This is a genomic window from Exiguobacterium sp. s140 (genome assembly GCF_018617035.1).
Classification (GTDB): domain Bacteria; phylum Bacillota; class Bacilli; order Exiguobacteriales; family Exiguobacteriaceae; genus Exiguobacterium; species Exiguobacterium profundum.
The window spans coordinates 320,925-347,114 of sequence record NZ_JACSJK010000003.1 but is presented as its reverse complement, the minus strand read 5'-3'; the positions used below and the strand labels follow the sequence as shown (position 1 = coordinate 347,114).

At 41.9% G+C, this 26,190-nt stretch carries 37 protein-coding genes; 6 read left to right on the top strand and 31 right to left on the bottom strand.

The features are described 5' to 3' along the window. Positions 1-55 precede the first annotated feature (55 nt). The 19 genes from KNO61_RS12870 to KNO61_RS12780 all read right to left on the bottom strand — a co-directional run bounded on the left by KNO61_RS12870 (position 56) and on the right by KNO61_RS12780 (position 11,695). A complete protein-coding gene (locus KNO61_RS12870; protein ID WP_214688164.1) occupies positions 56-889 on the bottom strand; it encodes a hypothetical protein in 834 nt (277 codons plus the stop codon). Continuing rightward, on the bottom strand, positions 889-1,431 hold the full coding sequence (locus tag KNO61_RS12865) for an HD domain-containing protein (protein WP_214688166.1): 543 nt from the start codon (positions 1,429-1,431) through the stop codon (positions 889-891). The genes KNO61_RS12870 and KNO61_RS12865 overlap by 1 nt, the downstream gene beginning before the upstream one ends. An 84-nt stretch (positions 1,432-1,515) precedes the next feature. Continuing rightward, positions 1,516-1,791 carry a hypothetical protein gene (locus tag KNO61_RS12860; RefSeq protein ID WP_214688167.1) on the bottom strand — a complete coding sequence of 92 codons (276 nt, stop codon included), beginning with the start codon at positions 1,789-1,791 and terminating at the stop codon, positions 1,516-1,518. A gap of 153 nt (positions 1,792-1,944) precedes the next feature. Next, entirely contained in the window at positions 1,945-2,385 is a 441-nt protein-coding gene (locus KNO61_RS12855) for a hypothetical protein (RefSeq protein WP_214688169.1), read from the bottom strand. A gap of 36 nt (positions 2,386-2,421) precedes the next feature. Then, entirely contained in the window at positions 2,422-3,039 is a 618-nt protein-coding gene (locus KNO61_RS12850) for a hypothetical protein (RefSeq protein ID WP_214688171.1), read from the bottom strand. Positions 3,040-3,090: 51 nt separating this feature from the next. Then, positions 3,091-3,474 (bottom strand): hypothetical protein, encoded by a 384-nt coding sequence (locus tag KNO61_RS12845; protein ID WP_214688172.1) that lies wholly within the window; start codon positions 3,472-3,474, stop codon positions 3,091-3,093. Positions 3,475-3,487: 13 nt separating this feature from the next. Next, positions 3,488-3,682: a hypothetical protein gene (locus tag KNO61_RS12840; protein ID WP_214688173.1), complete on the bottom strand. Its 195-nt coding sequence runs from the start codon at positions 3,680-3,682 to the stop codon at positions 3,488-3,490. A 134-nt stretch (positions 3,683-3,816) separates the two neighbouring features. Then, on the bottom strand, positions 3,817-4,251 hold the full coding sequence (locus tag KNO61_RS12835; RefSeq protein ID WP_214688174.1) for a hypothetical protein: 435 nt from the start codon (positions 4,249-4,251) through the stop codon (positions 3,817-3,819). 1 nt (position 4,252) lies between these two features. Next, entirely contained in the window at positions 4,253-4,972 is a 720-nt protein-coding gene (locus KNO61_RS12830) for a ribonuclease H1 domain-containing protein (protein WP_214688175.1), read from the bottom strand. A gap of 77 nt (positions 4,973-5,049) precedes the next feature. Next, positions 5,050-5,559: a class I SAM-dependent methyltransferase gene (locus KNO61_RS12825; RefSeq protein WP_251030839.1), complete on the bottom strand. Its 510-nt coding sequence runs from the start codon at positions 5,557-5,559 to the stop codon at positions 5,050-5,052. A 116-nt stretch (positions 5,560-5,675) separates the two neighbouring features. Continuing rightward, positions 5,676-5,882, bottom strand: a complete 207-nt coding sequence (locus KNO61_RS12820) for a hypothetical protein (protein ID WP_214688177.1) — start codon at positions 5,880-5,882, stop codon at positions 5,676-5,678. A gap of 6 nt (positions 5,883-5,888) precedes the next feature. Beyond that, entirely contained in the window at positions 5,889-7,085 is a 1,197-nt protein-coding gene (locus tag KNO61_RS12815; RefSeq protein ID WP_214688671.1) for an RtcB family protein, read from the bottom strand. A gap of 118 nt (positions 7,086-7,203) precedes the next feature. Continuing rightward, positions 7,204-7,716, bottom strand: coding sequence for a hypothetical protein (locus tag KNO61_RS12810; RefSeq protein WP_214688179.1), 513 nt, complete (start codon positions 7,714-7,716; stop codon positions 7,204-7,206). A 5-nt stretch (positions 7,717-7,721) separates the two neighbouring features. Further along, positions 7,722-8,453 (bottom strand): hypothetical protein, encoded by a 732-nt coding sequence (locus KNO61_RS12805; RefSeq protein ID WP_214688182.1) that lies wholly within the window; start codon positions 8,451-8,453, stop codon positions 7,722-7,724. Positions 8,454-8,502: 49 nt separating this feature from the next. Beyond that, positions 8,503-9,027 (bottom strand): riboflavin biosynthesis intermediates N-glycosidase, encoded by a 525-nt coding sequence (locus KNO61_RS12800; protein WP_251030837.1) that lies wholly within the window; start codon positions 9,025-9,027, stop codon positions 8,503-8,505. A gap of 286 nt (positions 9,028-9,313) precedes the next feature. Then, complete coding sequence (locus tag KNO61_RS12795; protein ID WP_214688184.1) at positions 9,314-9,802, bottom strand: deoxycytidylate deaminase; 489 nt, start codon at positions 9,800-9,802, stop codon at positions 9,314-9,316. Positions 9,803-9,817: 15 nt separating this feature from the next. Beyond that, positions 9,818-10,678 carry a hypothetical protein gene (locus KNO61_RS12790; RefSeq protein WP_214688185.1) on the bottom strand — a complete coding sequence of 287 codons (861 nt, stop codon included), beginning with the start codon at positions 10,676-10,678 and terminating at the stop codon, positions 9,818-9,820. 32 nt (positions 10,679-10,710) lie between these two features. After that, positions 10,711-11,037, bottom strand: coding sequence for an HIT family protein (locus KNO61_RS12785; protein WP_251030848.1), 327 nt, complete (start codon positions 11,035-11,037; stop codon positions 10,711-10,713). A 208-nt stretch (positions 11,038-11,245) separates the two neighbouring features. After that, the gene (locus KNO61_RS12780) at positions 11,246-11,695 is read right to left on the bottom strand and encodes a hypothetical protein (protein ID WP_214688188.1); all 450 of its coding nucleotides are present in this window, start codon (positions 11,693-11,695) and stop codon (positions 11,246-11,248) included. Between the two features lie 205 nt (positions 11,696-11,900). Here KNO61_RS12780 and KNO61_RS12775 point away from each other — a divergent pair, with 205 nt between their 5' ends. Beyond that, positions 11,901-12,290 carry a hypothetical protein gene (locus tag KNO61_RS12775; protein ID WP_214688189.1) on the top strand — a complete coding sequence of 130 codons (390 nt, stop codon included), beginning with the start codon at positions 11,901-11,903 and terminating at the stop codon, positions 12,288-12,290. A gap of 69 nt (positions 12,291-12,359) precedes the next feature. Here KNO61_RS12775 and KNO61_RS12770 read toward each other — a convergent pair whose 3' ends face one another. The 4 genes from KNO61_RS12770 to KNO61_RS12755 all read right to left on the bottom strand — a co-directional run bounded on the left by KNO61_RS12770 (position 12,360) and on the right by KNO61_RS12755 (position 16,702). After that, on the bottom strand, positions 12,360-12,842 hold the full coding sequence (locus KNO61_RS12770) for a hypothetical protein (protein WP_214688190.1): 483 nt from the start codon (positions 12,840-12,842) through the stop codon (positions 12,360-12,362). Then, positions 12,823-13,248 (bottom strand): hypothetical protein, encoded by a 426-nt coding sequence (locus KNO61_RS12765; protein WP_214688191.1) that lies wholly within the window; start codon positions 13,246-13,248, stop codon positions 12,823-12,825. The genes KNO61_RS12770 and KNO61_RS12765 overlap by 20 nt, the downstream gene beginning before the upstream one ends. A 102-nt stretch (positions 13,249-13,350) precedes the next feature. Continuing rightward, positions 13,351-14,643, bottom strand: coding sequence for an SH3 domain-containing protein (locus tag KNO61_RS12760; protein WP_214688193.1), 1,293 nt, complete (start codon positions 14,641-14,643; stop codon positions 13,351-13,353). 1,090 nt (positions 14,644-15,733) lie between these two features. Then, a complete protein-coding gene (locus KNO61_RS12755) occupies positions 15,734-16,702 on the bottom strand; it encodes a hypothetical protein (RefSeq protein ID WP_214688195.1) in 969 nt (322 codons plus the stop codon). Positions 16,703-17,135: 433 nt separating this feature from the next. Between KNO61_RS12755 and KNO61_RS12750 the strand changes: the two genes are divergently transcribed. Together KNO61_RS12750 and KNO61_RS12745 are read left to right on the top strand one after the other, a co-directional pair. Further along, on the top strand, positions 17,136-17,351 hold the full coding sequence (locus KNO61_RS12750) for a KTSC domain-containing protein (RefSeq protein WP_214688196.1): 216 nt from the start codon (positions 17,136-17,138) through the stop codon (positions 17,349-17,351). Positions 17,352-17,469: 118 nt separating this feature from the next. Then, entirely contained in the window at positions 17,470-17,898 is a 429-nt protein-coding gene (locus KNO61_RS12745; RefSeq protein ID WP_214873501.1) for a hypothetical protein, read from the top strand. 15 nt (positions 17,899-17,913) lie between these two features. Here KNO61_RS12745 and KNO61_RS12740 read toward each other — a convergent pair whose 3' ends face one another. Further along, positions 17,914-18,114, bottom strand: a complete 201-nt coding sequence (locus KNO61_RS12740) for a hypothetical protein (protein WP_214688200.1) — start codon at positions 18,112-18,114, stop codon at positions 17,914-17,916. A gap of 205 nt (positions 18,115-18,319) precedes the next feature. Between KNO61_RS12740 and KNO61_RS12735 the strand changes: the two genes are divergently transcribed. Then, complete coding sequence (locus tag KNO61_RS12735; RefSeq protein WP_214688202.1) at positions 18,320-19,213, top strand: phosphoribosyltransferase; 894 nt, start codon at positions 18,320-18,322, stop codon at positions 19,211-19,213. A 30-nt stretch (positions 19,214-19,243) separates the two neighbouring features. Here the strand turns inward: KNO61_RS12735 and KNO61_RS12730 are convergent, their stop codons facing one another. From KNO61_RS12730 to KNO61_RS12715, 4 genes are all read right to left on the bottom strand, one after another. Further along, on the bottom strand, positions 19,244-19,792 hold the full coding sequence (locus tag KNO61_RS12730) for a DUF2196 domain-containing protein (protein WP_214688204.1): 549 nt from the start codon (positions 19,790-19,792) through the stop codon (positions 19,244-19,246). Positions 19,793-19,908: 116 nt separating this feature from the next. Next, complete coding sequence (locus KNO61_RS12725) at positions 19,909-20,544, bottom strand: KTSC domain-containing protein (protein WP_214688206.1); 636 nt, start codon at positions 20,542-20,544, stop codon at positions 19,909-19,911. A 127-nt stretch (positions 20,545-20,671) separates the two neighbouring features. Further along, entirely contained in the window at positions 20,672-21,604 is a 933-nt protein-coding gene (locus KNO61_RS12720; protein WP_214688208.1) for a hypothetical protein, read from the bottom strand. A 59-nt stretch (positions 21,605-21,663) separates the two neighbouring features. After that, a complete protein-coding gene (locus KNO61_RS12715) occupies positions 21,664-22,596 on the bottom strand; it encodes a hypothetical protein (protein WP_214688209.1) in 933 nt (310 codons plus the stop codon). Positions 22,597-22,765: 169 nt separating this feature from the next. Here KNO61_RS12715 and KNO61_RS12710 point away from each other — a divergent pair, with 169 nt between their 5' ends. Together KNO61_RS12710 and KNO61_RS12705 are read left to right on the top strand one after the other, a co-directional pair. Then, the gene (locus KNO61_RS12710) at positions 22,766-23,689 is read left to right on the top strand and encodes a type II toxin-antitoxin system SpoIISA family toxin (RefSeq protein WP_214688210.1); all 924 of its coding nucleotides are present in this window, start codon (positions 22,766-22,768) and stop codon (positions 23,687-23,689) included. Positions 23,690-23,724: 35 nt separating this feature from the next. Continuing rightward, positions 23,725-23,913: a hypothetical protein gene (locus KNO61_RS12705; protein ID WP_214688212.1), complete on the top strand. Its 189-nt coding sequence runs from the start codon at positions 23,725-23,727 to the stop codon at positions 23,911-23,913. Positions 23,914-24,175: 262 nt separating this feature from the next. On the opposite strand, the gene KNO61_RS12700 is transcribed toward KNO61_RS12705, so the two are convergent. From KNO61_RS12700 to KNO61_RS12690, 3 genes are all read right to left on the bottom strand, one after another. After that, positions 24,176-25,150, bottom strand: coding sequence for a hypothetical protein (locus KNO61_RS12700; protein ID WP_214688214.1), 975 nt, complete (start codon positions 25,148-25,150; stop codon positions 24,176-24,178). Between the two features lie 47 nt (positions 25,151-25,197). Continuing rightward, on the bottom strand, positions 25,198-25,713 hold the full coding sequence (locus KNO61_RS12695) for a hypothetical protein (RefSeq protein WP_214873499.1): 516 nt from the start codon (positions 25,711-25,713) through the stop codon (positions 25,198-25,200). Positions 25,714-25,878: 165 nt separating this feature from the next. Further along, on the bottom strand, positions 25,879-26,166 hold the full coding sequence (locus KNO61_RS12690; protein ID WP_214873497.1) for a hypothetical protein: 288 nt from the start codon (positions 26,164-26,166) through the stop codon (positions 25,879-25,881). Positions 26,167-26,190: the final 24 nt, after the last annotated feature.

Sequence of the window (26,190 nt, the reverse complement as noted above, 5' to 3'; positions counted from 1 at the left end):
AAGTGAAACATGTCGATTTTATTGTCGAACCATGTTCTACCAAAAAAGACCACCCTCAATCGAGTGGTCTTTTTTTTACGAATGATTTTCTTTTTTTAAAATGCTCCCGTTCATAATCAGAGATGGTCTTCAGACTATCTCCGAGTTTCATCACATAAAATCCCGCCCCTCTTCCTCCACTTTGTCCGAATGGATTGATACCTGTCGGAATGGATAAGTTGTCGAGTGCGGCATTATAGGACGTCAATTCTTCATCGGATAGATGACGTGGCTCCCACGCATCATCCTCTCTGAGATGATTTGCAATCGCCTCTCGACAGAATAGATTTGCCATGTCTCGTAATTCCATCAAATCAACGTCTTTCAATCCCCGAATTTCAACGACGCCCCCGAATTCCGGTGTCTCATCATCATAATGACTCGTGTTCCCAGACATATTGCCGATGGTCAACGTATATGCCGTCTCTTCTTCATACTTTTTCTCATCTGCTGATTCAGATTTAGTTGTCGTGAAGAACTTTTCGAGACGATAGAAGTAATCATTCTTCACTTGAGCGTCGATATCAATCCGGCAGTAACGCTTCACCTGCTCGAACAACTGGTCAAAGACGTCATCCGGTTCTGAAAAGATATGGTCAATGATTGGCGCATCCTTCATATCTTTCGACATGAGCTTGTCGATTTCATCTATCAGTTGATGAACGAGCGGTGCCGTCCCGACGAACGTCTTGAAGAGTACCTTTTCCTTATTTTTTACTGTGACATTGTAATAAAAATAAAAGACATCATCCATGGTCACTTCTTCATCTTTGATGACGTTCTCTAGAAATGTGATTTGAGGATTACTGTATGTGATACTCAGATTCCCTTTTTTCCAAGTCTTCTCCATCATTCCACCTCCTGTAGAGATTGTTTCTCACTCAACAATCGAATCGCTTCTCGATAACGTTGTTTCAAAGAATCTGTCACCTTCGATTTCGGCATCTCTCCATTGAGATACATACAAGCTTTTACGTATCTTGCGTCATCTTCATCTAGATTGTCCTTTAGGTCGGCAAGCTTTACCCTTGTTGCCCGCTCGTCTAGCGACACCCGAAGTATAAATTCCTTATAACTCTCTCCATCTTTGCGGGTAAGGGCTTCAATGGACTCGACTAGATATGGTGGGATACCGCTCTCGATGAGCTGTTCTCGTGTGCACGTTGTATCTTCCAGGATATCGTGCAACAATGCGACGACCTTGTCCTCGACTGATTTGACAGATTTTGCGACCGACACGACATGGTGAAGATACGGAACGCCAAATTTATCTACTTGACCACTATGGTACTCTGACGCCAATTCATACGCCTTATGCTCCACCAATGGCAAGACACATTCCAGTGCTTCGGAGAGTTTCTCCACTTCTTCCTGAAGCTGTGCTATTTTCATATCTTGACCTCTCCTTTTCTCAATGATTGTTTTTGAAATATATGGTGAAGAAAAAGCCCTTTATTCGGGCTTTTTTTGGTAGAGCTAGATATTGCACCCCGTACTACGAATCAATTGTTTCAACAGTTCAATTCGAGCTTCTCGTTGAGCAACGGCTTTCATATAGCCTTCGTCATCGAAATAGTTGAAGCTTTGATAATTCAAGTGATTGATTTCCCTTGATTCCGTCGCACGAAGCGCTCGGTATAGCTTTTGAACCGACACGCTTTCATTCTGCATCTGTTTGACCTTACGTTTTGCCTTTTTGAGTTGTATCGACTTCGATTTGTGGTCTTGCACTATCTTCTCGACATTTGACATATATTGTCCTCCATCCTGATGATGTTCGCTCTTCAACCCTATTAGGTAGCGACGCCTTATTTTCAGTACAATTTATGTTAGTTCGTTGCAACACGGATTATTCGTCGGGTATTAAAAGAGCGACAGGATATCATCGCCCTGTCGCTTGTCTACTCATTCATCGCCATTCAAAATCCGAACCCGTGATGAGAAACCCTGTATCCCACGGTTATGCCAGAAATGAGTCGGGGAAACCATATCTTCCCGCTTCACCCATCCCGAGAAATCATCAAGGTAATTCGTTTCTATCTTTACCTCGATACGGATAGGCTCCGTTCGATGCTTTAAGAAAAATGTAAAGATTTTTTCAATCACTTCGACCCAATCCTCGTCCTTAGATTCCTTCAAGAATTGGTCATCTACTTTCAGATACATCTCCAAAAGGTCTCCACGCTCGACACCTGGCATTGTCTCTTTCCATGTACCATAGTTCCCAAGGAAGGAGACCTCGCTGATTTCAGGGAAACGTCGGAAGAACTTTTTCCACGTATCTTCCTTGAACAATGAGCGGATTTGATACTCTCTTGCTCCTGATTGAATGATTGTTAAATCCATATGGTTTCTCTCCCTTTTCAACTTCTCAGAACTTACTCATGACCTCGCAGATTTGAGACTTTTTCTTGCGACGAGCTCTGACAGTTCGTGTGACATCTCTTTCACTGATGACATCAGCTCGTCAATTGCTTCTTTATGAGAATACACCTCGCTACTCTTCAACCATTCGGAAGGACAGTCTTCTGAACTAATAAGAAGATGGTCGCCATAGGTGATGCCAATCACTTTGGTTCGCTCTACCTGTAATTGTAGCAATTCTAGTTGACAATCAGAAGGGGTTTCCTTGAGTTGACCATCTATGATGCCTTGGGAGAGACTAATCCCCACAATCTTTTTCAAATCATTCGATTTGATACACGAATCTCCGACCGCAACTGACGATTTTCGTAAAGGAGCCCGGATTACGGCATCTTTTTTCACATAGAGGTCTTCATGTCGATTCTTTGAGCGTCCGTCTCTCACGAAATAGTGTTCCTCGCCGACGAGGACGGGATTCTCGTACCCAATCGCCTCGTAGACCAAATGGTCATCATCGAAATCTCCGTTAAAAAAGAATACGCCGAGATTGTTGATATATACACATCGGTCTACCTCGATGTTTCCTTGCGGAGTTTTCAAACATCGGAAATCACCCAACATTGTCTTTGCTTCCAAACCTTCCACTCCCCTCTCTAATCCGTTTAAAAGACTAACGCCAACCCTTTGTCAGACATACATCCCCTTTTCGAACCCCGTCAAGATACCTTTGTCTTGCAAGGCTTGGAGCAACTTGTTCACCTCATGGAATACATAGAGGGTGTGTTTATCCCGAACCCCATTCAAGATTCGCTCTTGATAGTCAAATGTTTGAAGAAAGCGCTCATCCAACACGTCAATGTCACGAATGGTCAGTGTTTTTGCATCGACAATCAAATTGAAAGAGATATTATCATCAATCATTCGCATGAAGTATAAACTTCCAGGAACTCGATTGGTAAACCCATGTTTCAGCAATGATTCTTTCGTTTGTTGGACATCGATTTGAAGGTTTTTATTGAATCCTCTCGATGTGAGTTCTTCCTTTTTGGGAGCAGATATTAACTCTTTCATGATTTCACCCTTTCTAAACAGATAATTTACCCACTCTTGAAGCCCGACATGTCTTCACACCCTTGATGGCTAACAACTCATCTTCCGTCATATCTGTCCGGACAAATACGATGCGGTCTACTGACAAGTTGGTTATATATGTGACGATATTCATTTTCTCTAATCGTTCTAGCGTTTCATCATCCTGTATGGTCAGTACATACTTCATATTTATACCTCCTTCCGCTCTCATGAGGGAATCTACGGACTCATAGTGCGTTTCACCTATAAAGTATATCACATATTTTGACTATTGTCAAAAATAAAAAGAGCCATTTTCGGCTCTTTTTCCCATTATTCTTATCATGTGTTGAAGACTTCAGACTTGATTTCAGGATGCGGTTCGAAGAATACAGGGACATCGATTGCACCGCTTTCAATCATCTCTTTCAGGTCAAATGCTTCATCACATCCACAATCTTCATCGCACATGAAATCTTGTAGTTCATCTTCATACATAAAGGTGTCATTTCCGTGCGAACACGTATAACGATAGCGAATCTTCAATACGCCTTCCTGTTGTGATGCCAAATAGAAGAAAAGTGTCAACGCATTGGGCACGCTTTCCCCACATTGTTTTGCATATTCGTAGGGGGACATGAACTTCTTACCCGAATCCATGATTTCCGACTTCAAGAATCGACTTAAGTTGTCGTAGGTCTGCTCCAAAGCATATCTCTCAACCAGTTGTTGATTCTTTTCAAACATCAAATTCAACTTTTCTTTTAGAATGTTCATCTTATTTTCCCCCTTTTGAGAGTTGAGCCAAGAATTTGTCAATGGCTTCACCGGCGATTTTATCAACATGCTCGTTGAAGCAGTTCCCAACATGCCCTTTGACATGATTAAATTCCAGTTCTACTCCTGTGCTCTGACGGAAATCATCCACGAATTTCACATAACGTTGTGTCATGATGTTTTTCGCCTTCCACTCTTTCGTCGCCCATTTCCCGATTCCTTCATAATCGTAAAACATGACAACCTTCTTCGTGCCTGGACGTTTGTTCATTACGAAACGCAAAGCTTCCACTGCACCAAACAGTTCACCGGCTACATTCTCATACACGGCATAGACTTCGTTGTCGTCTGCTTTCCCGAAACTGTCTGAAAGTTGCCCGTTCTCGATAATGGCTACGCCATAACCAAACACAAGACCTCCTTCTTTCGGCTTCTGCTTGCGACTCCCATCCGTGTAAATCGAGATAACCCCGGGTTCTTTCGAAAGCTCGATTGCTCGTGTTTCAGCCTCATCTGCCACTTTCTTATAATTCTCCTTCTTTTTCTCCTTGGATGTGACCACGACCTCACCCTGTAAGAAGGACTCCGCTTCCTCTCGTGTAGGGAAACTTTTATACTGCGCCCCGCTGAATCCATTGATATGTTTCTGACACTCTGCCCATGACGTATAGATACCTGGTTTGTGCCCAACTCGTACTGCATAAAATTTTGATTTTGCCATGAAAATCATCTCCCTTTTTTATCCGTTCGGATAGACTTTGTACAGTTCATACACCTTAAACATTGATATATCTCATCTTATTGATGCGTCAGTAAACCTATAACCGCATCTGAGACCATATCCCACATGGTATACTCTTGAGTCGATGTCTTTTTGACTTTCTTATACGTTACAATTTCATTATTGAACTCGTATTTTGTATTCACCTGAGAAAAAAAATTTGCATATTTTCGCCAATCCACATAGTGAAGCGGCAACGAGATTTTGCGTTCATTTTTCAGGTATCGGTACCAAATGATATCAAGTATCAAATTCTCTTTATGAAATTCTTTCCTCGGTTCGGAAATGATGAGACGCCCCCCTGGTTTTAAGAGCCTATCAAATTCTTTGAATAGAATCGGAAGGTCTTGTTCTGGTATATGGTGAATCACGTTCCGACAATGAATGACGTCAAAACTACCATCCTTTGCTCCGATGACTCGATAGTCTTGTATGAAATAATCATAGTTTGGCGCCCCGCAGAAGTCTGATGAAAGGAACCCTTCCTTTGGCTGACTTCCTGAGCCATAATCCAATTTCATCTTCATCTTCATCCCCCTTTTATCCATCTGTGAACATAATCACTCTTGATGTGTGATAATCCTCACCTATCCTATACGGAGGATTTTAAAAATATAAGAAGCCCCAAAAGGAGCTTCTTACATCAGTTTTTCATTAGCTTGTTGACCTCATCTTCACAAGAAGCCAACGAGGTATGCTTGGTTTCAGTCCAATCAAACTCACCTGTTTCATTGTTGTGGCGGTAGAGGAAGAACAGACCATCACTCGCCTGTTCAATGACCTCAAATCGCTTATCCTGACACTCATAAAACTTGAGTCCCATATGGTCTGTCGATACATGTTGAAACATGTCACTTCACCCTTTCGCTTTGAAGTTGTAGAGTGGCTTGATGATTTCGTGAATGTCCACTGTGTCTTGGATATTGTCGATAATCTCTTGCATCGGCTTATAGGCGAATGGCGATTCATCCAAAGTGGATGCGACAACGGATGTTGACCACACATCTTTCATCGTCTCCTGGAAGTCTTCAAGCTTCACCATCTGTTTCGCTTTTGAACGGGACATGATACGACCTGCCCCATGAGGACCTGAGTAGTTCCAGTCCGGATTCCCTTTCCCAAATGCGATAATCGAACCGTCACGCATGTTCATCGGAATGATGACCATCTCTCCTTTTTGAGCGGAGATGGCACCCTTACGAAGAATCATATTGTCCAGGTCGATATAGTTATGAATGGTGTCAAACTGCTCCGTCATCTCCCATTTCATGTTTTCAAGAATGACCGCTGTCATTGCTTTTCGGTTGAGTGCGGCATATTTCTGTGCGATGTCCAAATCATTCAAATAGTCATCCATATCTTTCCCTGTCACATAAGCAAGGTCTTTGTTGATGATAGGACGTTCAGCCTTCATCTTTGTGATGACAGCTTGAATCTCTTGGTGGCGTCCTTCCGATTTCAACTTCTCAAGCACATTCTTTGTATCATCTGACTGCTCAGACAAACGCTTGAATGCAATCCCTTGATAATGTTCAGCAACCTGTTTGCCGAGGTGTCGGCTTCCAGAGTGAATAACAAGATATAGGTTTTGATTCGAGTCTTCATTCAACTCGATGAAGTGATTTCCGCCTCCTAACGTCCCGACGGATTTCATCGCTCGGTCTAGGTTGAATGGAGCACGTACTTTATCGAACGCAATTTTCTTAGAGAATGGGTGCGCCGACGAACGTGCGGACATACCGCTTGGAACATGCTTGTTGATGACTGCATCAAGAAGTGCGAAATCGACATCATCTTTCTTGACGCCCAACTTCGTACAAAGCATCCCACAACCGATATCGACACCGACGAGGTTTGGGACGACCTTGTCCGTAATGGTCATCGTCGTTCCGACGACAGAGCCTTTCCCTGCATGTGTGTCCGGCATGATTCGAATCTTGCTCCCTGCTGAGAACGGTTCGTTCAGCATCCCTAGAACCTGCCCGATTGTCACGTCGTCCAGGTTGTGTGTGAACACCTTTGCTTGGTTATGTTTACCTTGAAGTTCAATCACTTGTTGTTCGTTTGTCTGCATATGAAATGCCTCCTTGTGATGTGAGCGACATTGTCGCACCATTTAATAGATTCTATTTATCTTATGTTTCGAGAATATTCTTTATCACAAGATGGGATTAATGCCCCGTGAAAATAAAGAATTCATCCTCTTTCAATGTTTTCATATGGAAGAGCAGTTGGAAAATCGCATATTCGTAAAGAGCAGAATGACTCATGTGAGTATCTTCCAACGTGAACGATTCCTTCCACTTCCATTCGTCTAAGACACCACGAACGTGTTTCTCTCTTGCATCATGGTCTTTTTCTACTAACTTCTCATAATAGTTGATGACCCTCTTCTGATAGCATTCAATCCAAGATTGAACATTCTTCCTTGTGAGCACAAGAATCATTGATTCCTCTGTGTTCTCAAAAGACTTATCCCCAAAAAGCGGGATGGCATCTTCTGTAATGACGAGAAGTTCGTCAGAATCGAGGTCTCCATTCGAGTGAAGGTTCTCCATCGGGAGATGACCTGCATAAAAGAACGTCTCTTCTCCAAAACGTTCAACCGCCACATCATATGGCATGTCTCTCAACGTTTCTACATCTACTCTCTTCATCTTGTAAAGATGATATTCATACCCCATTTTCACTACTCCTTCGTCTGTTGTGGCTGTCGTGAAAAATCAGACATATCTTGAATGACACCGCTGAATGACATGATGAACTCTGTCCCGTCGAGTGATTTCGTTTGGACATCACCCATCTCGAAAGACGGGAATCTTGACTGCACAAGACGATTCAACAATTCTTTATTCTCATCCGTGTCGATTAGATTGCTCTTGAACATTCCATATGGGCTAGAGTCAAAGAATACGAATCCTGAATCCCGAAGTGAGCGGATATGTTTCTGTAGACTTTCATGCTCTAATTTCGGGTTCTCACTCAAGAACGGGACTCGACCAATCAGGTGAAATCCAAAACTCACCTCCAGTGAGCCATTTCTCAACATCTTCATATCCTCTACTAATGAGAATCCTTCTTCTTTCCACCATTTTGAAAGAGTGTCTTGGCTCTTCTTAAAAAGGTTTGAGAGCCCACTCAATGGGTGTTTGTCCGCAAGCTCCTTCTCCAAACGTTGGATACGTTTGTTCGCCTGTCGAATCTCTTCATATCGAGCATCAGACTGCTTGACCAGGATTGAATCGAAGTCGAGTGCGTTCAACGACTCTACGGTGTAGGACTCTAATAATCTAGACAACTTTTCCATATCAATTTCATTCCACTTATCATCCATGAGCTTCTCCTGAATAATCGAAGCATATAGGGAGACCTTCTTCAGACTTTCCGATAAGATGTGTTTCTTATCATCTGTCAATTCCATCCTCATCCCACTCCTTTTTAAAAATAGCCCTCAGAGAGAGGGCTATTTGTTAGTTTCGCAGTTCATCCCGTACCCGCATCAAGATGATGCCCAGATGGTTTTCCCCTTTGTTTCTGGAGACACCCCAGATTTTGTCATTCCACCAGTTCCCTTCAACGAGAAGGCGATTGCCTGTAGCCAACAGCTTGTCTTTGAGGTCATCGTTTTGTGAGAATTTTGAGTAAACGACCTCATACATTACGCCATACTTGACCTGTTCCCAATCAGGTCGCAATGAGACCTGTCGTCCAAGTTGCTTCGCCTTAGAAGGTGTCAGACTCTCGAATTCCGCTGTCCGAGACATGTCCTTGAATCCTTGGAAAGCCGCCTCACCGTTTTCGAACTTAAAACCACGTAGTTCAATCGGTGAATGCTCGAAATTGCTAAGGAAGCTATTCTTACCATCGAAGTAGAAAAGTGGGACTCCGACGCATTCCGGATACTCTTTTGCAATCTCAGAGATGCGTTCTCGATTCGCTTCCCAAATCTGTGCTTCCGTCATTTTTGGAAACCTTGGTTTACTTTTTTGTGTCATATACAACACTCCTTTTTCATTAGATGATATATGTTATGTTTCTGAGTTTTGCTTACAACTCTCGCACCCTACAGATTTGTAAATCTTTTGATTCCTATTAATCGGTACAAACAATGCTCGATTTTCCCCAGAAATCCGTTCATCGCACTCTTTACACGTGGTTTCTGAGCTAAAAACTGATTTTGTTGTTTTATCAACCACATTATCCCACCCTTCTTGTCAATTTAATTTGACAAAAGGTTTTGCAACCTTTTTTAAACTTTATTTAAGATGACTTCCGAAAAAACTAATTCTGCACCTCTGATTTTTGTTCTTCTCGTACACGAATCGTCTTTTCCATGCTTAACTGTCTGGTTTTAACTCCAGATGCTTTCAACATTCGTTTTGAGGCGATGTCCGTTGCCGTTCCATTATATTTGTCCGACAGGTAGACGATTTCTCGAATCCCTGACTGAATGATTTTCTTTGCACACTCGTTACATGGGAACAAGGAGACATAGATGCTCGCCTCCTTCAAACTATGCGTGCTGTTCAAGATGGCGTTCTCTTCGGCATGGACGACATATGCATATTTCGTGTCCTCATATGCCCCTTCCCTAGCCCAAGGGAAATCAAGGTCTGAACAACCATTCGGGAACCCGTTATAACCGATTCCGACGATGCGCTTATCTTCGTTCACGATAACGGCGCCGACTTTCGTGTTCGGGTCTTTGCTTCGCTCTGCCGACAAAATGGCTACATTCATGAAATAATCGTCCCAATTCATATGATTCATGTTTCCACTCCTTTTCTATTTTCGACTAACCAGAATATATTCCACCGGTATCATCTTCTTCTCATGTTCATCCGCTCTCACAGCTCCAATGAGCATGCTTCCGTCTAGCATGACGGCTTTGGGGTATCCTTTATATCCATTGTTCTTTAAGTAATGCTTTGCAACCTCAACATCGCCATCATCATGAAATGAACTGGTCACTTCACCTAATCCATAGCCCCTCATCGGAAAAATCTTTTGACCTTTCATGAAGAAAGCCTCGAACAAGGCATTCCGAAAAAGTATCGTCACGACCAACCACACATTCAATAGAATGGCAGTCTCAAGAACAGTCAACGATTCAATCGATAGTGAATGTGTATACATCAAATAGTTGAATGCGATGAGTAAAGTTGAATCATAGACCCCTCGTTTCTCTCGGAATTTGAGACATGTATACAAATGACGTTGCATTTTTTCATGTAATGCCAAGCTCTTCTGTTCAGCGGGCATGGTTTGAATTCTGCCCTTGTAGCATTTCACCCCTTGTTGACGTTTCAACGTCAAAATGGTCTCTTCCACGAAGGACACCAGTTGTCCATTTGGAAGAATCCCCGTCTTGCTACGTTCTTTGAGACTCCCCTTACCGGCACCATTCGCACGGGACATCATGGTTGCCCGAATTCGTAGGGAAATATCCTCGGGATACAACACGAAGAACGGTGCCGAGATAAGTACGAAAGAAGAAAGACTCACCTTTTCGACGATTGTTCGGTCATGCAATACGAAGAGAATATAAAGTACGAGCAACCCACTCGTCGTGAACAACCCAAACATTTTTGAAAGTGCATTCGCTTTTATTTCCGATATCAAGTTTTTATCTTGTGAGATGTTCATCTTGCCCCCTACTTTCTCTGTTTTATTACCTTTCAATAGGACTGCTTTGACGGGATGACTCCTCGTACACCACCTCGTGGGTCATCCATATCCCCTCGATATCGTGGAATCACATGGATGTGACAATGCATGACGGTCTGCCCTGCGTGGATTCCTGCATTGAACCCGATATTATATCCATCTGGATGAATCGCCATGTCCATCTCTTCTTTGAGACTGTCAATGAGACGCATCACATCTTCCTTCTCCTCGTTAGACAAATCGAAATATGTCTCGACATGACGCTTGGGAATAATCAAAGTGTGACCTGGTGATACCGGATACTTATCACGTATGACATTGCACAATGCTGTTTCCATGTGAACGTCATTCAAACTGCAAAATGGGCAACTCATTTTCATGAAAATCCTTTCTTACAGAAAATGACGCAAATGACTGTCACATACATTGCGAACCACCCTATCGTCACATATTGAAGCATCGCCTTTGTCCACGGGTATGCCTGATACAGCCATTCAAGAATGTAAAATCGAATCATTTTGACACCTCTATCCATAGAATCATTCGTTATTTGTACAAGGCTTCTTTAGACGGGACATGCAGGACACCTTTCGCTTTTCCATCTTCGTCAAGGTCAGACAGTTCAACGACCAAGTCTTCTACATCGTCCGGAATGATTGTTAAGTCATGAAAGCGAACTTCCCGCTCTTTGCCGTCCATCGACACAACAATTTCCATCGTATCCTCCAACATCGACTCATTGGGGTTGTAAAGAATGACATCATCTGCCTCCGAATTGCGACTTTCGAAGGTGTACAGGGCATCACCTTCCACGTTGTGCTTCTCGATGACATAACTTTCGGTATGGAAATCTCCCAAGAACGTCTCGTCAGCAAATAAAATGAGTGTCACTACCATCAGCATGCTGAGATTTACTATCACGAACGCCCATTTCCGCTTCTTGCTATTTGGATTCGTTCGGTTAAGAGTCTGTTTTTCTTTGTTCGCACGTTCCATTTCAACATCACCTCTCTTATGCAATCAATATACTTTTTATTTTGACAATAGTCAAAATTAAAAAGCTCTATAGTTTCTGCTTTCACAATAACGGTTGCTTCAGCCACATTCGTCCAGATGGAGGAATATACTCTTCAGTGAATCGATACCATGAATATTACTTCGAGTATACGAATTAACTCATTGAAATGAAGGAGGTGTCTCGATGGATAGTTCATTATTGCTCATCATTGTAGAGATTGTATTTTTGTTCATCATTCTTTTAGCCTATGTGATTCTTGCATTCAAACAAGCGTCTGTTCCGGTCTTGATTTTCCGACAATCCCTACCTCTCTTAACTACAGGATTGTTAGCCATCACGATTCTCGTCGCAAAAAACTTCACTGAACGCTCCACAATCGATTGGGTCGAATTTGTCGGTATTTTTGTCATCCCTGGCATATGGATGATTGCCTTTGTCACGTCTGTCGTCGGATTAGTCGGACTATATCGAGCTATCAGGAGCCGTTCCATTCTATTTTTTATCGTTTCCTTAGCAAACGTATTGGTTTTACCTTCGGTGCTCATCGTGATTTATAACTTGTTCTTAAAGTGACTTGTCCTTGCGGGGGCAAGTTTTTTTCATACAAAAAAGCAAAGGTTTCCCTTTGCTTCTATCATCCAATTATTTAACCGACAACATATATAGCCGTCTGCAACGTTCAAGTTCTGTCTTGTTCCGTTTGATTCTGTTCCATTGCGAAAGCGGCTCATTCGTCCTATCAATGACTTCAATTCCTGTGCCTTCTAATGCCAAACGAAGCTTATCGATGAGCATGGATGAGGCTTCTGCAATCTGCTGAGCTTCTCTTTCGTGCTTCGGAACAAGGGTTCCATCAAGATAATCCTTCCAATGACCATCTTCTCGAATTCGGACACAGATATCAAGTACACCTTGATTGTTGTCCATCAATCCTAATTTTGCGGTCAGTCCGAAACTTCGCTTTTCTTCCATCCCGAACTCGATTTCTTTTTGAAGCCCGCCCTTAGAGATATTGATAGTATTCGAGGTGTCGATATATCTAAAGGTTCCGTTCAATTCCTCATAATGAACAACATCGATGGTATTCATCAACTCTCTATATGACTCAAAATCCGGTTTCTTCATCTTTTTTATCCACTCCTTTCTCCACGTTTATTCCATCATGCTTTGTGTTTTTATCCTCATCCCATACGAAGTTGGCTTTTCTCAAGCGTTCCTCTGAAATATGAGAGGACGGATACCAACCTTTTTTCAATCGCTCATTGATATAAATACGGTTATAGAAGAAAGCCATCCCCCATTGCACGACGAAATTGAGCGTCTGTAACCATTCTTGTTCTTCAATCAGATGGGAACCCATCCAAGAGTTCCAAATAACGTATCCCCCGAGAATGAAGAACCACTTCCAGTCACTTCTGAACAACGGAACGAAAATCCCGAAAAAGAGCATTGTCCAGGAGAAACCTACCTTGATTTCATCTGAACTTCCATTTTTCGGGTTGATTAATATGATGTGTTTGTCACTAGGCATTTCAACACCCCCCCCATTTTCGATTTATTCATGATACGCAGATTTGTTTCCGCCTAATCATAAAAAAGGTCTGAAGGATATCCTTCAGACCTTTTCGATTCATCAATAACGGAGAAGCGTATCCGGGTTGACGTTTTGGCGACTTTCGTTTTGAATTTCGAAATGCAAATGAGGTCCCGTAGAACGTCCGGTCGTCCCCATCTCACCAATCTGTTGTCCCTGACTGACTTTTTGCCCTGGTTTGACCAAGATTTTATCTAAATGCCCGTAAAGCGAATAGAACGTGATACCACTCAAGTCATGACGAAGAATCACATAGTTGCCATAACCTACATTGCTAGTCACAGTACGGTCAACCATCGCATATGCTGTCGCAAGCACTGGCGTTCCGATGCTGTTTGCATAATCAACACCGGTATGGAATTCATATCCGACATCTGTCGGGTTTGTACGGATGCCGTATGGCGAGCTCACTGCCCCGACTGTAGGAACGATGAATGGCGAACGGATAGGGGTTGTCTTCATCTTCGAAATCAACATCGCTGTTCGTTTTTCACCTTCTGAAGAAAGCCATTTGACACCTGCGTTCGGTTCATTCTCTTTCAACTGTGTTTTAGAGAGATAACTCGCATTCACCCATCCGATATGCTTTCCGTATTTCACCTTATACCAGTTCCCTTTTGTAGCCAAGTGCTCGACCGAAGCGTTTTTAGGGATTGATACAATGATGGCGTGCTCGATGCCATCCCCTTGTCTAAGGTTTAAGGAATCAATTGTAAAGTATTGCCCCAAAGGTTTTGCGCCTCCAGTCGGTAGGGATGGTGCGGGTGTGTTCACCTTTGGAGGGGAAGATGGTTTGGGCTTATTCGAAGGTTTGGGCGTAGCCGTCACCTTCTTGAGATATTTGGAAGAGACGTAACCTGTCTTCGAGCCATACTTGACCTTGTACCATGAGCCTCGTTTGGAAATGTACGTGACTTGCTTCCCTTTTGGGATGGTTGTTAAAACCTTCGATTTCGTAGAAGAAGAAGAGCGTAAATTCAGATTATATGTTGTCGCATATTTGGTCGCCGAACTCGTAGTCGTAATCTTAGATGATGTGGCTGTTTTTGCTTTTAGATATTTTGAAGAGACATATCCCGTTTTTGAACCATACTTGACCTTATACCATGAACCATGCTTAGAGACATACGTGACTTGCTTCCCTTTTGGGATGGTTGTCATCACACGATATTTTGTACTAGCCCCGCTTCTCATGTTCAGATTTGCTGTGGTGCTGTAGCTCACATTGTTTTTAATCGTCGTACTCGCCGACACCTCCAATGGAGCGGTCACTTGCATTCCACCCATCAACAAAGATACTGATAGCATGACTGCGGCTGTTGTTTTTCTCACGATATTGCAACCCCTTTGTTTTTGTTTCGTAAGTACAGAATAGCTCTAATTTTGACAATAGTCAATATATTTTTATTCAATTTTATTATGTTTTTTGAAGATACATCCAGAGTGAGGGTGTGGCAGGCTTTTGGAGAGCAGACTTATCCCTTGCACAAAAAATGCAGATAAGTCTACTCATCTTTCGTATACATCCGTCGTTCGGTTTTGTGTATAGGTTTCGATGTGCTTTCCACTGACTTTCGGAAACTGGCTGTTCCCGAACAAGGCTTATCCCGCTCAAACAACGTTCTTTTGAGCATCGGGTACGATTGGTTCTCATGTCCTCAATCGTTCTCTTTCGAGGGTGAAGTTCTTGTCTTCACATCCGTATTATCGGACGATTCGCCTTGCATCCTTAGAAAAAGATGTCAATGATTTCTCACTTTTATCATTTTCCTCATGCTATAAGACGGATAAGCCGCTTACTAGAAAATTGCTTTCAAGCTATCTACAGTCGTACCAATCCGTCTCATTTAGACCTCCATAGTGTTTTAATGTTTTTCGCCATATCTGCTAGAATGACCACTCATTCCAGAGACTTAGGCATGTGTGAGATTACATCCCTTTTCTCACTGACGACAAAAGATGAGTGGAAAGATTCATCTATCGCCGAGCCGTTCCCTTTTACTACGGTAGCTACACCACACTTCCTATGATTTGCGGTCATAGGGCACATAAAAAAGTGCTCTTATCCATACGGGATTCCTTCTACGACATTGGTGGTGTCGTGACTCCGCATAAACAAAAACACTTTTGGCTCATCTGCTATCCCCCTATATATCTTAGAGGGTGTCTACCTATCGAACAGGGTTCGACACGGCTAGTGTTGTGATAAAATCTTGGCGATGATACTATAACACTAATAACGCTTCAGCAAATGTCTGGATTTGTTGAGGCAGAGTCATTGGAACTGCAATTCCGATGGCTCTTTTTTTATGTTTGCTTCTCTTTCAAAGCGATTAAATTTGTTTTCGACACTGATGACGTCAGCGTGTAACTTCATACTAAGGAGATTGCGTTCTTCTTATAAGCTTTCTCATGTTCTACCTCAAACATAATAGTGCTTATCGCCTGAAAGCTCGATATTACGAGAAAGACTGTCCGCACTGGCTGTGCCAAATACCACATTCGAGAAGTCCTTTAAATGCGAAGATTCTAATCGGTACGAACGGTTTTTACCTTCACACTTCAATGCCGCATAATTCTCAAATACACTCTTCTTTATCGTTATGATTCCACTCTCTTCATTACAAGCCTCCAGAAAGCTTCCATCTCTCATGAGCACATCGTCCAATACATAGTTCCCACCGATTATCCTTATGCTCGGATTTCCTTCTAACATGACCGGTTTCTCATTATTGGATGAGGTTGTCTCAAGACTCGTCTTATTGAATGACACATGTTTCAAGCTTGTCTTCGTTCCGGTCTGCAGTTCTTTCACATCACCATGGACATATTCCAGTACGGTCGGGGATAAGATGAACCCTCTCTCCACTTCCAAAAATACATCCTTCGCCACAAGTGAACTACTCACCAAAAGATGTTGTTCAGAAAGGATGGTCGTATCCTGGCAATCAATCCTTGCCTTCCCTTGCAACCGAACATTCTGCAAGGTCGAGTCGGATACAAAAGAATCTCCTTGAACAGCGGTTGCCCCTTGGAGTAAACTCGCTGAAATATTCGATTGTCCTGATACAATCACATCATCAGATAGAAAGCTGAACTTGACAGTCGATTCACCATTGACGACACTTTGGTCGCTCAAGGTCGAACCGGTCAACAGTGCGTTTCCGTCGAGACGTGCATTGTTCAAGATGATACTCGATTCGTCGAGCCAACAGATTCCTCGATGAGATAAATTTTGTTCTTTCGACAACCACCCACCCCTGTCTCCGGCTTTGACCCCATGAGCAGGAATGTCAATCAGTGAGCGAATCTCTTTCACTATCGTTTTTCTACCATTTACCGCATTCGTCCACTCTTTCACTAGTCCCGTAAACTCAAATTTCTTTCTCAATTCAATCCCCCCTTTTTGTTCACCTTTGTATTTTCTTCAAAACTCATGTTTGTCAATAAACTGGCAATAATGCAGATGCAATCATCAGGAAAGCCATAAATGTCAGTACAATTCGCAACAGGTGCTTCTTCATCTTCACACACCTCCAATGTTGTTATTTTTGATGGTCTATTAGAGTCCTCATTTTGAGGAAACCACCTCAATGTGGTTGATTTAATAAATTATTTGGATTTTATGCAGGATTTTTTACATTTTTAGACAAATAAATTGGGGTGAGCTTCGCTTCTTTCAAACTCAATGGATTTACCCTTTCTTTTCTATCAACATCACTCTCACTTTCAATGTATGCACCAGGAGATGCTTTCTTTCTTGCCTCGAACGAAAACCGGTGTATATCGAACCAAAATTTCTCACAAGGAGGTAACATGTACTGATGCCGCTCATGCAAATCAAACTAGACCCCATCCTACGTATCACCTATGAACGGGAAGAAAAGCGATTGAACATCCGCTATGAGAGCCAAACGATTTCTTATCATCACGTCCCCTTGTTCTATTTTCATGAACTACTGATGAGTCCCATCCAACCTCAGTATCTGAGCAAATATATCCATCCCTATTACCCATATGAGGTGTCATCACCTCAATAAAAGGGACTGCAATTGCAGTCCCTTTTTTATATGTTCTATGGCTTTTGAATAGGATAGTCTGAAAACAAAAAAAAATCAGTGTTCAAATGAACACCTTTTTTAAAAGGAGGATAAAGGTATGGCTAACGGTGAATATTTATTGGTGGGTTGCATTTCTTCGATTGAGGCATCTACAGTTTCTACACGATTCTTTTTTTTAAACAGGAATACAGAAGAGTCCACAGATGTCACGAAAGAGTTATGTACGATGATTGCGTCATTCAATGAGGCGCAATTACCACACCGTGGTTATAGGGAAATCATTCCGTATTCTTACAGGAATGAATTGGCGCACTATTCATATGGCTGTGGGCTGTCTCACTACCTCTCGAATGATAAATTACCTTACCTCGGACTTGTGATGAATGGGAACGAGACATTCCCTGTACAGGATTGCGAGATTGCCATGTTGACCCCGTCTGATTGGAAAGCATTTTTCGGTCTAAACAACGTTTTTCATTTGGAGATGGAATCTGAACTGGTTAAGCATTACTTCAAGACATTTTAAGCCAAAAAAAAGACCTTAAAAAATAAGGTCTTTTTTTTCCTTCATTTTTACTTTGATTTTCTCCTCAAGTGTTTTCAATAGAATCATCATCGAGACGGCGAACGCAACTGTTGCCAAGTCCTGAGATGCCCCACTATCTATTGAAGCGACAATCGGGCGTGCAATTACAAAGTATGTTGATAAAATAATAGCCAATTTAATGATGAATGAGTACATGTTCATATCCCCTTTTAATTGATTGATATACGTTTCGAATTAGTTGAATCCTTTTGTATAAATGGTTCCTGATTCAATGATTGTGTCAAATACACTCCTGATTTCTTATTGATAATTTATCATACTTCTGTTTATCTCATCGTATAACCACAAACACATCATGAAAGAGAACTTATGTAATCTAAAAAGGAGCATGAAATAAAGTATGTCCAAGCCTCATTATTCTTATCTTTCCTACAATCAAATTGCCACAAAGATTGATACCTTTGTTCCGGAGATTCGTAGGAGGGACTATGATGCCATTGTTGTGATTGTACGTGGGGGATTGTTCCCGGGAACACATCTTTCAGTACGAACAGGACTCCCTATTTATTACCTGGCTTATCATCGAAAATTAGCATCACCCAAGGTCACGTGGATAGGAGAACCCGCTCCACATAAAAAGATTCTACTTGTAGAAGATATGGCAGGCTCGGGTAAAACACTCATCTCATGTGAAAAGTTCCTTATGGACCTTGGATATTGCGTGGATACATTCGTAGTATTCAAAGATTTGCTCTCAGCATCAAATCCGAAATTTTGCGGTTTTTCCACTTCTGTTCCGGGACATACCTTCCTATTACCTTGGGAGAGAACTAAGCTGAACCCTCAATATGAATCAATGGACAAGAGCGAACGTTTTGTAGACCACGAATTAGAATTTACCGTGTTCAATGCGAACTGCTTTTTCAAGCAAGACGAAATGAATCGTTACGTGAAATGGTCGATTTCCCCAATAAACATGATAGAGACAAAGGATATCATTTATATTGATGAACCAAGCAAAATCTTTATCTATCAAGACCTTTTTTCCACAGAAGGGATTCAAACACCTTTATGCCCGGCTCGCTCGTATGAGTTAGGAGCGGATGCTTCATCCTCGTTCTCGGAGTCGGAGCGCCTGGGGGCAGACCTCATCCGCTTGGGATGCACCCGTTACGTCGGAAATGACTTAGAACGTCTTGTTCTTTTGAGTAGTCAGTTTCCTCATTTGGAGATAATTTGGTGGAACAACGGGACTCCTGTTTCATTGAGCGGCTCGTTGGTCATGAATAGCTAAACATGATAAAGGACACTCTTTGAGTGTCCTTTATCTCATGTTCTTAAAATATGACTCCAATTCTATGAGTTTCTCAACGGAGACCTTTCTATCTAGGTCGATACGGAACACATCGACCTCCAAGGTCTTGAAGTTCTCATGGATTGGTTTTCTTCTACTGATTTCCTTGACCATATACTCAGTAGGATGAAGATTCATCATTTTCATGAACTGTTCGCCTTCTTCTTTCTCGACAAAGAGGAAGGCAGTATTCTCATCTCCGTGCGCAGACGGATAGTTCAGCGTATAGTAGCGTTTCTCCTTCTTCACCCAAACCGAATAGATTTTCTTCAAGAAGAAGAACGTGTTATAAAAACGGAAATGTTCACGCCTCACCTCGTCACGAGACGGGATTTCATAAACACGTCCGACTTCTCCAGTTGTCAGCTGAACCTTCACCCCGCTAGGCTGATTTCCTTTGGATAACACCTTGGCAATGATGCCTCTCGTCACGGTACCCTTCTTTTTATCTGAGTCCGTCTCAATATCTACCATCATGCCCGGTCTAAAGTTGTTCTTCATAGTTACATCTGTTGACATGCCGTCACGTCCTTTCTAGTTCCTTTCCGTATCTTATGACAGTGAACAGAACGATATGAATGAAATGATGTCGCATCTCTGAATAAAAAAACCTCCGTATGGAGGTTTTTAAAGCCTTAGCTCTCACGTTCAAATTCATACTGCCCTTTGATATTTCGGTTCAAGAATTTCCCTTTCGACTCTGCGACAAGAAGGTCTTGATACACGGAGTGCGGGACATCCAGATATCGATAGACAGCGCCTCCCACGAACTCGACACGGAGACTTCCGGTGCTCTTGTCATAACCGATTTGGTTAATCATCGAAGATGAGACTTTTCGCATCTGTTCCGGCGTATATGCCACCTGATATTTTGTCCCATTCTCATCAAAATAATATAGCTCATACGATGCGAACGTTGCCCGACTCCCTGGCTTACCGGCAGGGTCAGCCAACCATTCGACCCCATGCTCTTGGACGGTCGTAGGGAGCTGTTGAATCTCCTTTTCCAATAAAGAAGACTGAGCGAACCATTTCTCATACCCATCGATGTGATAGTATTCGTCATCCTCGCCTCTCCCATACCGATATGCGGTGACCAAACGCTCTAGCGTTTCAATCAAATCAGCTAGATGAACCTCATCTGTTTTCGGATGGAATCCCCCCATGTTCATGACGGCGGTTCCGGAAGAAGCGACGAATCTACCCGTCACCTCTACGACATAACAGTCTTTAAACGACTTTTCTTCTACTTTTTGTTGGATTGAGAACATAACAACCTCTCCTTTGATAGAGTTAGTAAGTCAAATCAATGACTCCTTGAATGCTGAATAATTCATGTTATGCGCTTTGATGGCGTAATATGATTTAAAAAAGACCCTCTTTGGGGGTCTTTTCGTTTCATAGCCTTAACGACATGTCACCAGACAATTTGGTATATTTGATTGTCTCTGTGTTAGCTATCGATTCAATATGAGAGAATTCGCTCATCTCCACATGGTCAAGATTAAGTCGTCCGTGACAGGATTCAATGACAGCGTAGTCACTCAGTTTTACATATTGAAGGTCGAGGCGTCCATCGAGTTTCACTCTGTTCTTTATTTCAGAGCGCATGATAGAGAGCGCATCTCCCCCAATATGAATCCTTTCAAGGTCACTTTCCCCATGCATTGTAGAGTCTTCGATAACGATTTCACCTGAATGATAAAACCAAACATCTTTAATCACTGTTCCTTTGGTCGTTCCATGGCATTTAAAATTGTCTACATCCGCCTCAATTGCAACTCTATCCATCGTATTGTTTCCGGAGAATGCTCCATAAGAACAGCCGAAAGCGCAATTATTAAAGAAGTGATTCCCTTCATAAAAGGTTGCACCGTCTTGAAATTCAATGTGGGAATTTTCTGCTGTAAGTCTTACTCTCAAAGTTTCGACTTCCATGTTTCGCAAGGAAGATTCCGATATGGTTGACCTTTCACCCAAACCAACATTAATTAGGCTAGAATTTGTCACTTGATGTTCTCCTGACAGCAAGGTGCGTTCAAGATTGGAGCCTGAGATAATAGTTTCGCCTTGAATCTCTGTTTCTTCACTGATAATTGAAGAGTCTTTCACGAGTACGTTTCCTGCTATCCGTGCCCCACCATAGACTTTTGATTCATCACTGACCCAACATGCTCCTTCTTGCGAGAGATTGCTTGCACATTCAATCCATCCACCTTTGTCTCCCGCCTTCACGCCATGTTTGGGGATATCCACCAATGATTGGATTCGCAATAACGTTGTCGTAGACAAATGCTCCATGCTCTCTTCTGTTAATATCGTGTATTTCATATAGATAAACTCCTTTTCCTTAAATTAATTGATGAATGCCTTCATCTGATTGTTTCAATTTAAAAAACGAGCAAGCTGTCTCCGGACAACTGTTCCTGTTGAATGGTTTTATATCCGTCACGCTTCATTTCAACCGAGGAAAAATCGGTCATCATTGAAGATGTCATCGTAATATGACCGTGTAAAGCATGAATTCTGGCATATTTGAGGAGGTTTACTTGAGTGAGCATGATGGATGCTTCGATGACAACCTTGTCTCGAATGACCGTTTCTATCATGCCGATATTTTTTCCAGATATATTGATTCGACTGGACTCACTGCTCCCTTCAAGGACCGACTCTTCAATTGAAACATGTTGTGACACATGAAAATGCACATTTTCAACATGGTTGTCCCTCTTGATTCCGATACATCTAAAACGAACAACCTTCGTGTCTACGGTTACATTTATAAGTGTATTCATACCAATAAATTCACTATGTGAGCTGAATAGTCTCACATTATCAAAGACATGCATGCCATTTCCACATCTCACTTTTTCCTTACTTTCGATTCTTGAACTCTGAACAAACAGTTCTACGTCAGAACTTTCAGCTTCGATGTGCTGTAATGTTGAATTCTCAATCGTTGAACGCATACCGAGGTAGGCATCGAACATGTTTGAGTCCTTGATATGATGTTCTCCGAACAATTGACATCGTGCAATGGTGCTATTTTCAATGACTCCGTCACCTTCGATGATGGCATCGTCAGAAATGATGGATTCCCCCTTAATCAGCACGTTATCTTCTACTTTCGAGTTAAAAACCTTCGACTCGTCGGCAATCCAACACGAGCCGATTTGCGAGAGCGCATCGTCTCCATCGACCCAACCTCCCATTTCTCCTTTTATGACACCGTGCTCAGGGATATCTACTAGAGCTTGTATGCGAAAAAGTGTTGCAAGTGATTTGTAATCCATATTTATCTCTGGCAAAATTCTGTATTTCATCATTCACACTCCTTCTAATCTTGGTGTATCTCCACACAACTGTATTTTTGGTTATCCTTTATGATATGGCGGAACGACTGAAATATGACGGGGGATTAATTGTCAAATTAAATTGACAAAAATGAGAAAAAATGTTATTCTATATGTAGAGTAGAGAAAGGAGATTTATATGAATATCACCACGGGCTTCACCGTAATCGGCTACATGTTATTGCTTGTTCTCGCCTTGAGCACGTTCTTCCATTTTTGGAATCGTAAGAGCTATTTGAAGAACCGGACACTTATCCGTAAGGTTTACTATCTGCTTGTCATCACTTCAACCTATTATCTTTTTTTGCAGGATTCATTTCCTTTCCAAACAACAACAGGGATTGTCGGGTTTGTGATTGGAGTGATTGTAATTGATTTGATGGTGTTACAGACTCCAGACATCACAAAGTTCATGTCGCACGAATTGAAGCAAGAAGAATATACTGACCGAATCGAGAAGAATGAGGGCAATGTACAATTGCTGACCGAGAAGATACTGAAAACGCATGAGATGATGCCAAAGCCCTCAGAGCCTTGGTGGATGGAGGATGAGTTTGACTTTTCTCCTGAAGGGTACGAGAATAGTATGAAGCAGTATTTGGAGAGATATACGGGCGCATTTGATATCAATCTGTTCTCCTACTTTGTCGAGTCGTCAGCAGAGCAAGATGTGTTCTCGAACAACCTCAAAGAGAAGTATCGGTTGATTAAGGAACATCAAGAGCTTAAGACCCGAACCGTCGGAATGCGAGATAGAGATGCTGTCGCCAAGTTGGTGACTGCCAGAAACATCGAAATCTTCAATGACGGGCAGACAACGGTTATCTTCCCCTATTTCGGCGAATATTATAACTTTATCCTTGTCATCACAGGTCGCAATGGAGTGCATGTCGGTGGCGCTGACGCCGCCCTTCTCTTGAACCTGATGTATACTTTCGATGCATGGCTATTATCAAATGAGATGGACTTCGATGATTTTGGTGATGACATTGCAGAGATGTCTAGAGAAAGTGCCTTGGAAGCGCATATGGAAGCGCAGATGGAGGATGAACCCGAAGTATGATATACTCTCATTACAAGGAAAGGAGCGTGAAGACGATGAAGGAACAACCTGCCACAGCTATAGAAGTCAGTGCCACGACTAAAGGAAAGCGGACAGCGTTTTCTCGTCGTAGACGAGCGCTACCACCGAATCCGAACAAGAAGACGACGACGATTTCAGCTGATAAATCCATTGCACGATTGAAAGAAGAAAATCGTGCCGTCATTTATGGGTATAGAGACTAAAGAAAAGAGGTGACAAATGTCACCTCTTTTTAATTCTCATTCAATTTACGTTCTTTGAATTCAATGGTTGCCAAAGAAACAATGAATATATTTAACGTGTAAAGCAAGGTACATAGAATCACTTGAAGCACCTCAGAGAATACTCCAAATCCGGTTCCAGGATATGCTTCACAAAAGTAGACGTTTACACTACTTTTTTTATTATGTTTCATTCTATTCAAATGAATTAGTTCATATAAGAGATAAAGAAAAAAACGCCTGACTAGGCGTTTTCTTTTGGTATATGGAAATGTAACCGAACCGCATCTAGGTGACTTTGGGTTATTTCATTTATATCGAAAATACTGTTGTTCTCCTCGAAAATACTGTTGTTCTCCTCCATGACAGCCCGCACCTGTGATTCCAACATCTCCGCCTCCGCTTTTTGCTCAGACGAAACTCTAGGATTGACTTTAATTTCTGTCAATATCGCCAAAGCAGGATGTGATGAATGTGTGTTGAGGTTTCGAGCAGAAGGCATCTTTCGGAGCTCTGTTAAATGCTTTCGTTGTTTCTCATCGAATCGTTCATCCCCGTTTTTATCAAACTTTACCATCTCTTTGACGGTTGACACTTCATTCGTCAATTCTTTTCTTAAAAGAACCAATGTTTCATCATTCATTTGATAAAGGATTTTATCTTCATCGGAAAGCTCTTCATAATCCGGTAGACCTTTCTTCAAATCACACAATCTCCAATATTCATGATAGATTTTTGCGATTCTTGTCAGGTGCTTCAAGTCTGCAGTTTGTTTAATCGGCAATGAACGATATTTCGAGTTCTCTAAAGGTGAAAACTCGAAAACAGAACGGAACTTTGCAGAATTATCATCAGAATTGTTCCAGAAGAACGTTTCTATCCGATATTGCGAATCTCTCACATCCTTGTCCACAGCGTCTTCTGACAAGATGAAGGAAGAAAACACGGCAATCATAAATGTCGTCAAGACCAACATCAAGATAAGTGTAGAAATATTAGCCTCACCGTGTGCAAATGGTATGAAGCTCGTAAAAAGCAAGTGTATCCCGACAAGGGCGAGCATCAATTCTCCATCAAAATGTTCACGAATGTCAGACCCGACTTCTTTTCTAATTTTATTAATCTTCATTATGTGGGAATGTTCTTTTAATAATAATCGAAGAAGAGGAATCGCTATCAAAACAAGAATTGTCATGGCTACTACTTTAAAAAGTATCATCTATTTATCCTCCCTTATATGCGTCTCTTATATTTTTTAGCTATCTGTCATGTTTGAATACGGTGAAACATTTTCACTGCATTCATCAAGCCATCGGATGTTTCGTCAGCACTCAGCATTGGTGTATCTGCGTCGGATAATATCTGTTTAACTTGATGTTCTAACTGACGAGCTTCTTCTTTCTTTTCAAACGACACGTTCGGGTCTTTTTGAATGAAATGAAGCGTTTCAATTGTAGGATGCAATCCTTTCAGACTTACAGGATTGAAGTCTTTTATGTCTCGAAGTTCTCGTAGTTTCTTTAGTTCTTGTTTGCTATAACGTTCGTCACCTTTCAAATTGAAAAAAGGCTTCATCTCTGACCCAAATTTCTTGAGCTCCGCTCTCATCTCACGAATGGTTTTAGTAAGACTGTCACTCCGTTTTTTATCCTCTTCATCGAGCTTGTGATAGAGTGGCAAGCCTTCAGAGATTTTTAGCAACTTGCAATACTCGTGATATAACGTTGCCGCTCGCAATACCAGTTCAAAGTTCGTATCTTGATTGAATCGACGGAAAAACACACGATTCTCGTCCCGAAATACCGTATACCCAAATGCTTCAAAGAAGTTGTCACGATTCCTCTCCCCCTCATCACCGGATGAAAAATTTCCAAAATAAGACTCGATAAGAGAGTAAGGACGTTGCGATTCCTTGTAATCTTTGAGAAGGACTCGATACTCCCCAGTTTACATAAGTACAGCGCAAATAAGGAAGATGAGAATCGTCACAACTACAGCCCATCCATACAAGAATGACTTCATCATATTCTCGTCATTCAAGAATGAACCGACCCCGACGATAAAGAACTGCCCGAGGTTGACCGCAAGATAGATTGATGGTGAAACAATACTCAAATTTTCACCATGTACAAGGCGTAAGATTTTTCGTTGTTTCATCACCGTCTTAAAATGATTGAATGTAAACACAAGAGTGATTGTAGCGAAAAACAGAATCAATATATTTAGTAAAAGCATGCTTTATTCCCCCTGATATCTTGA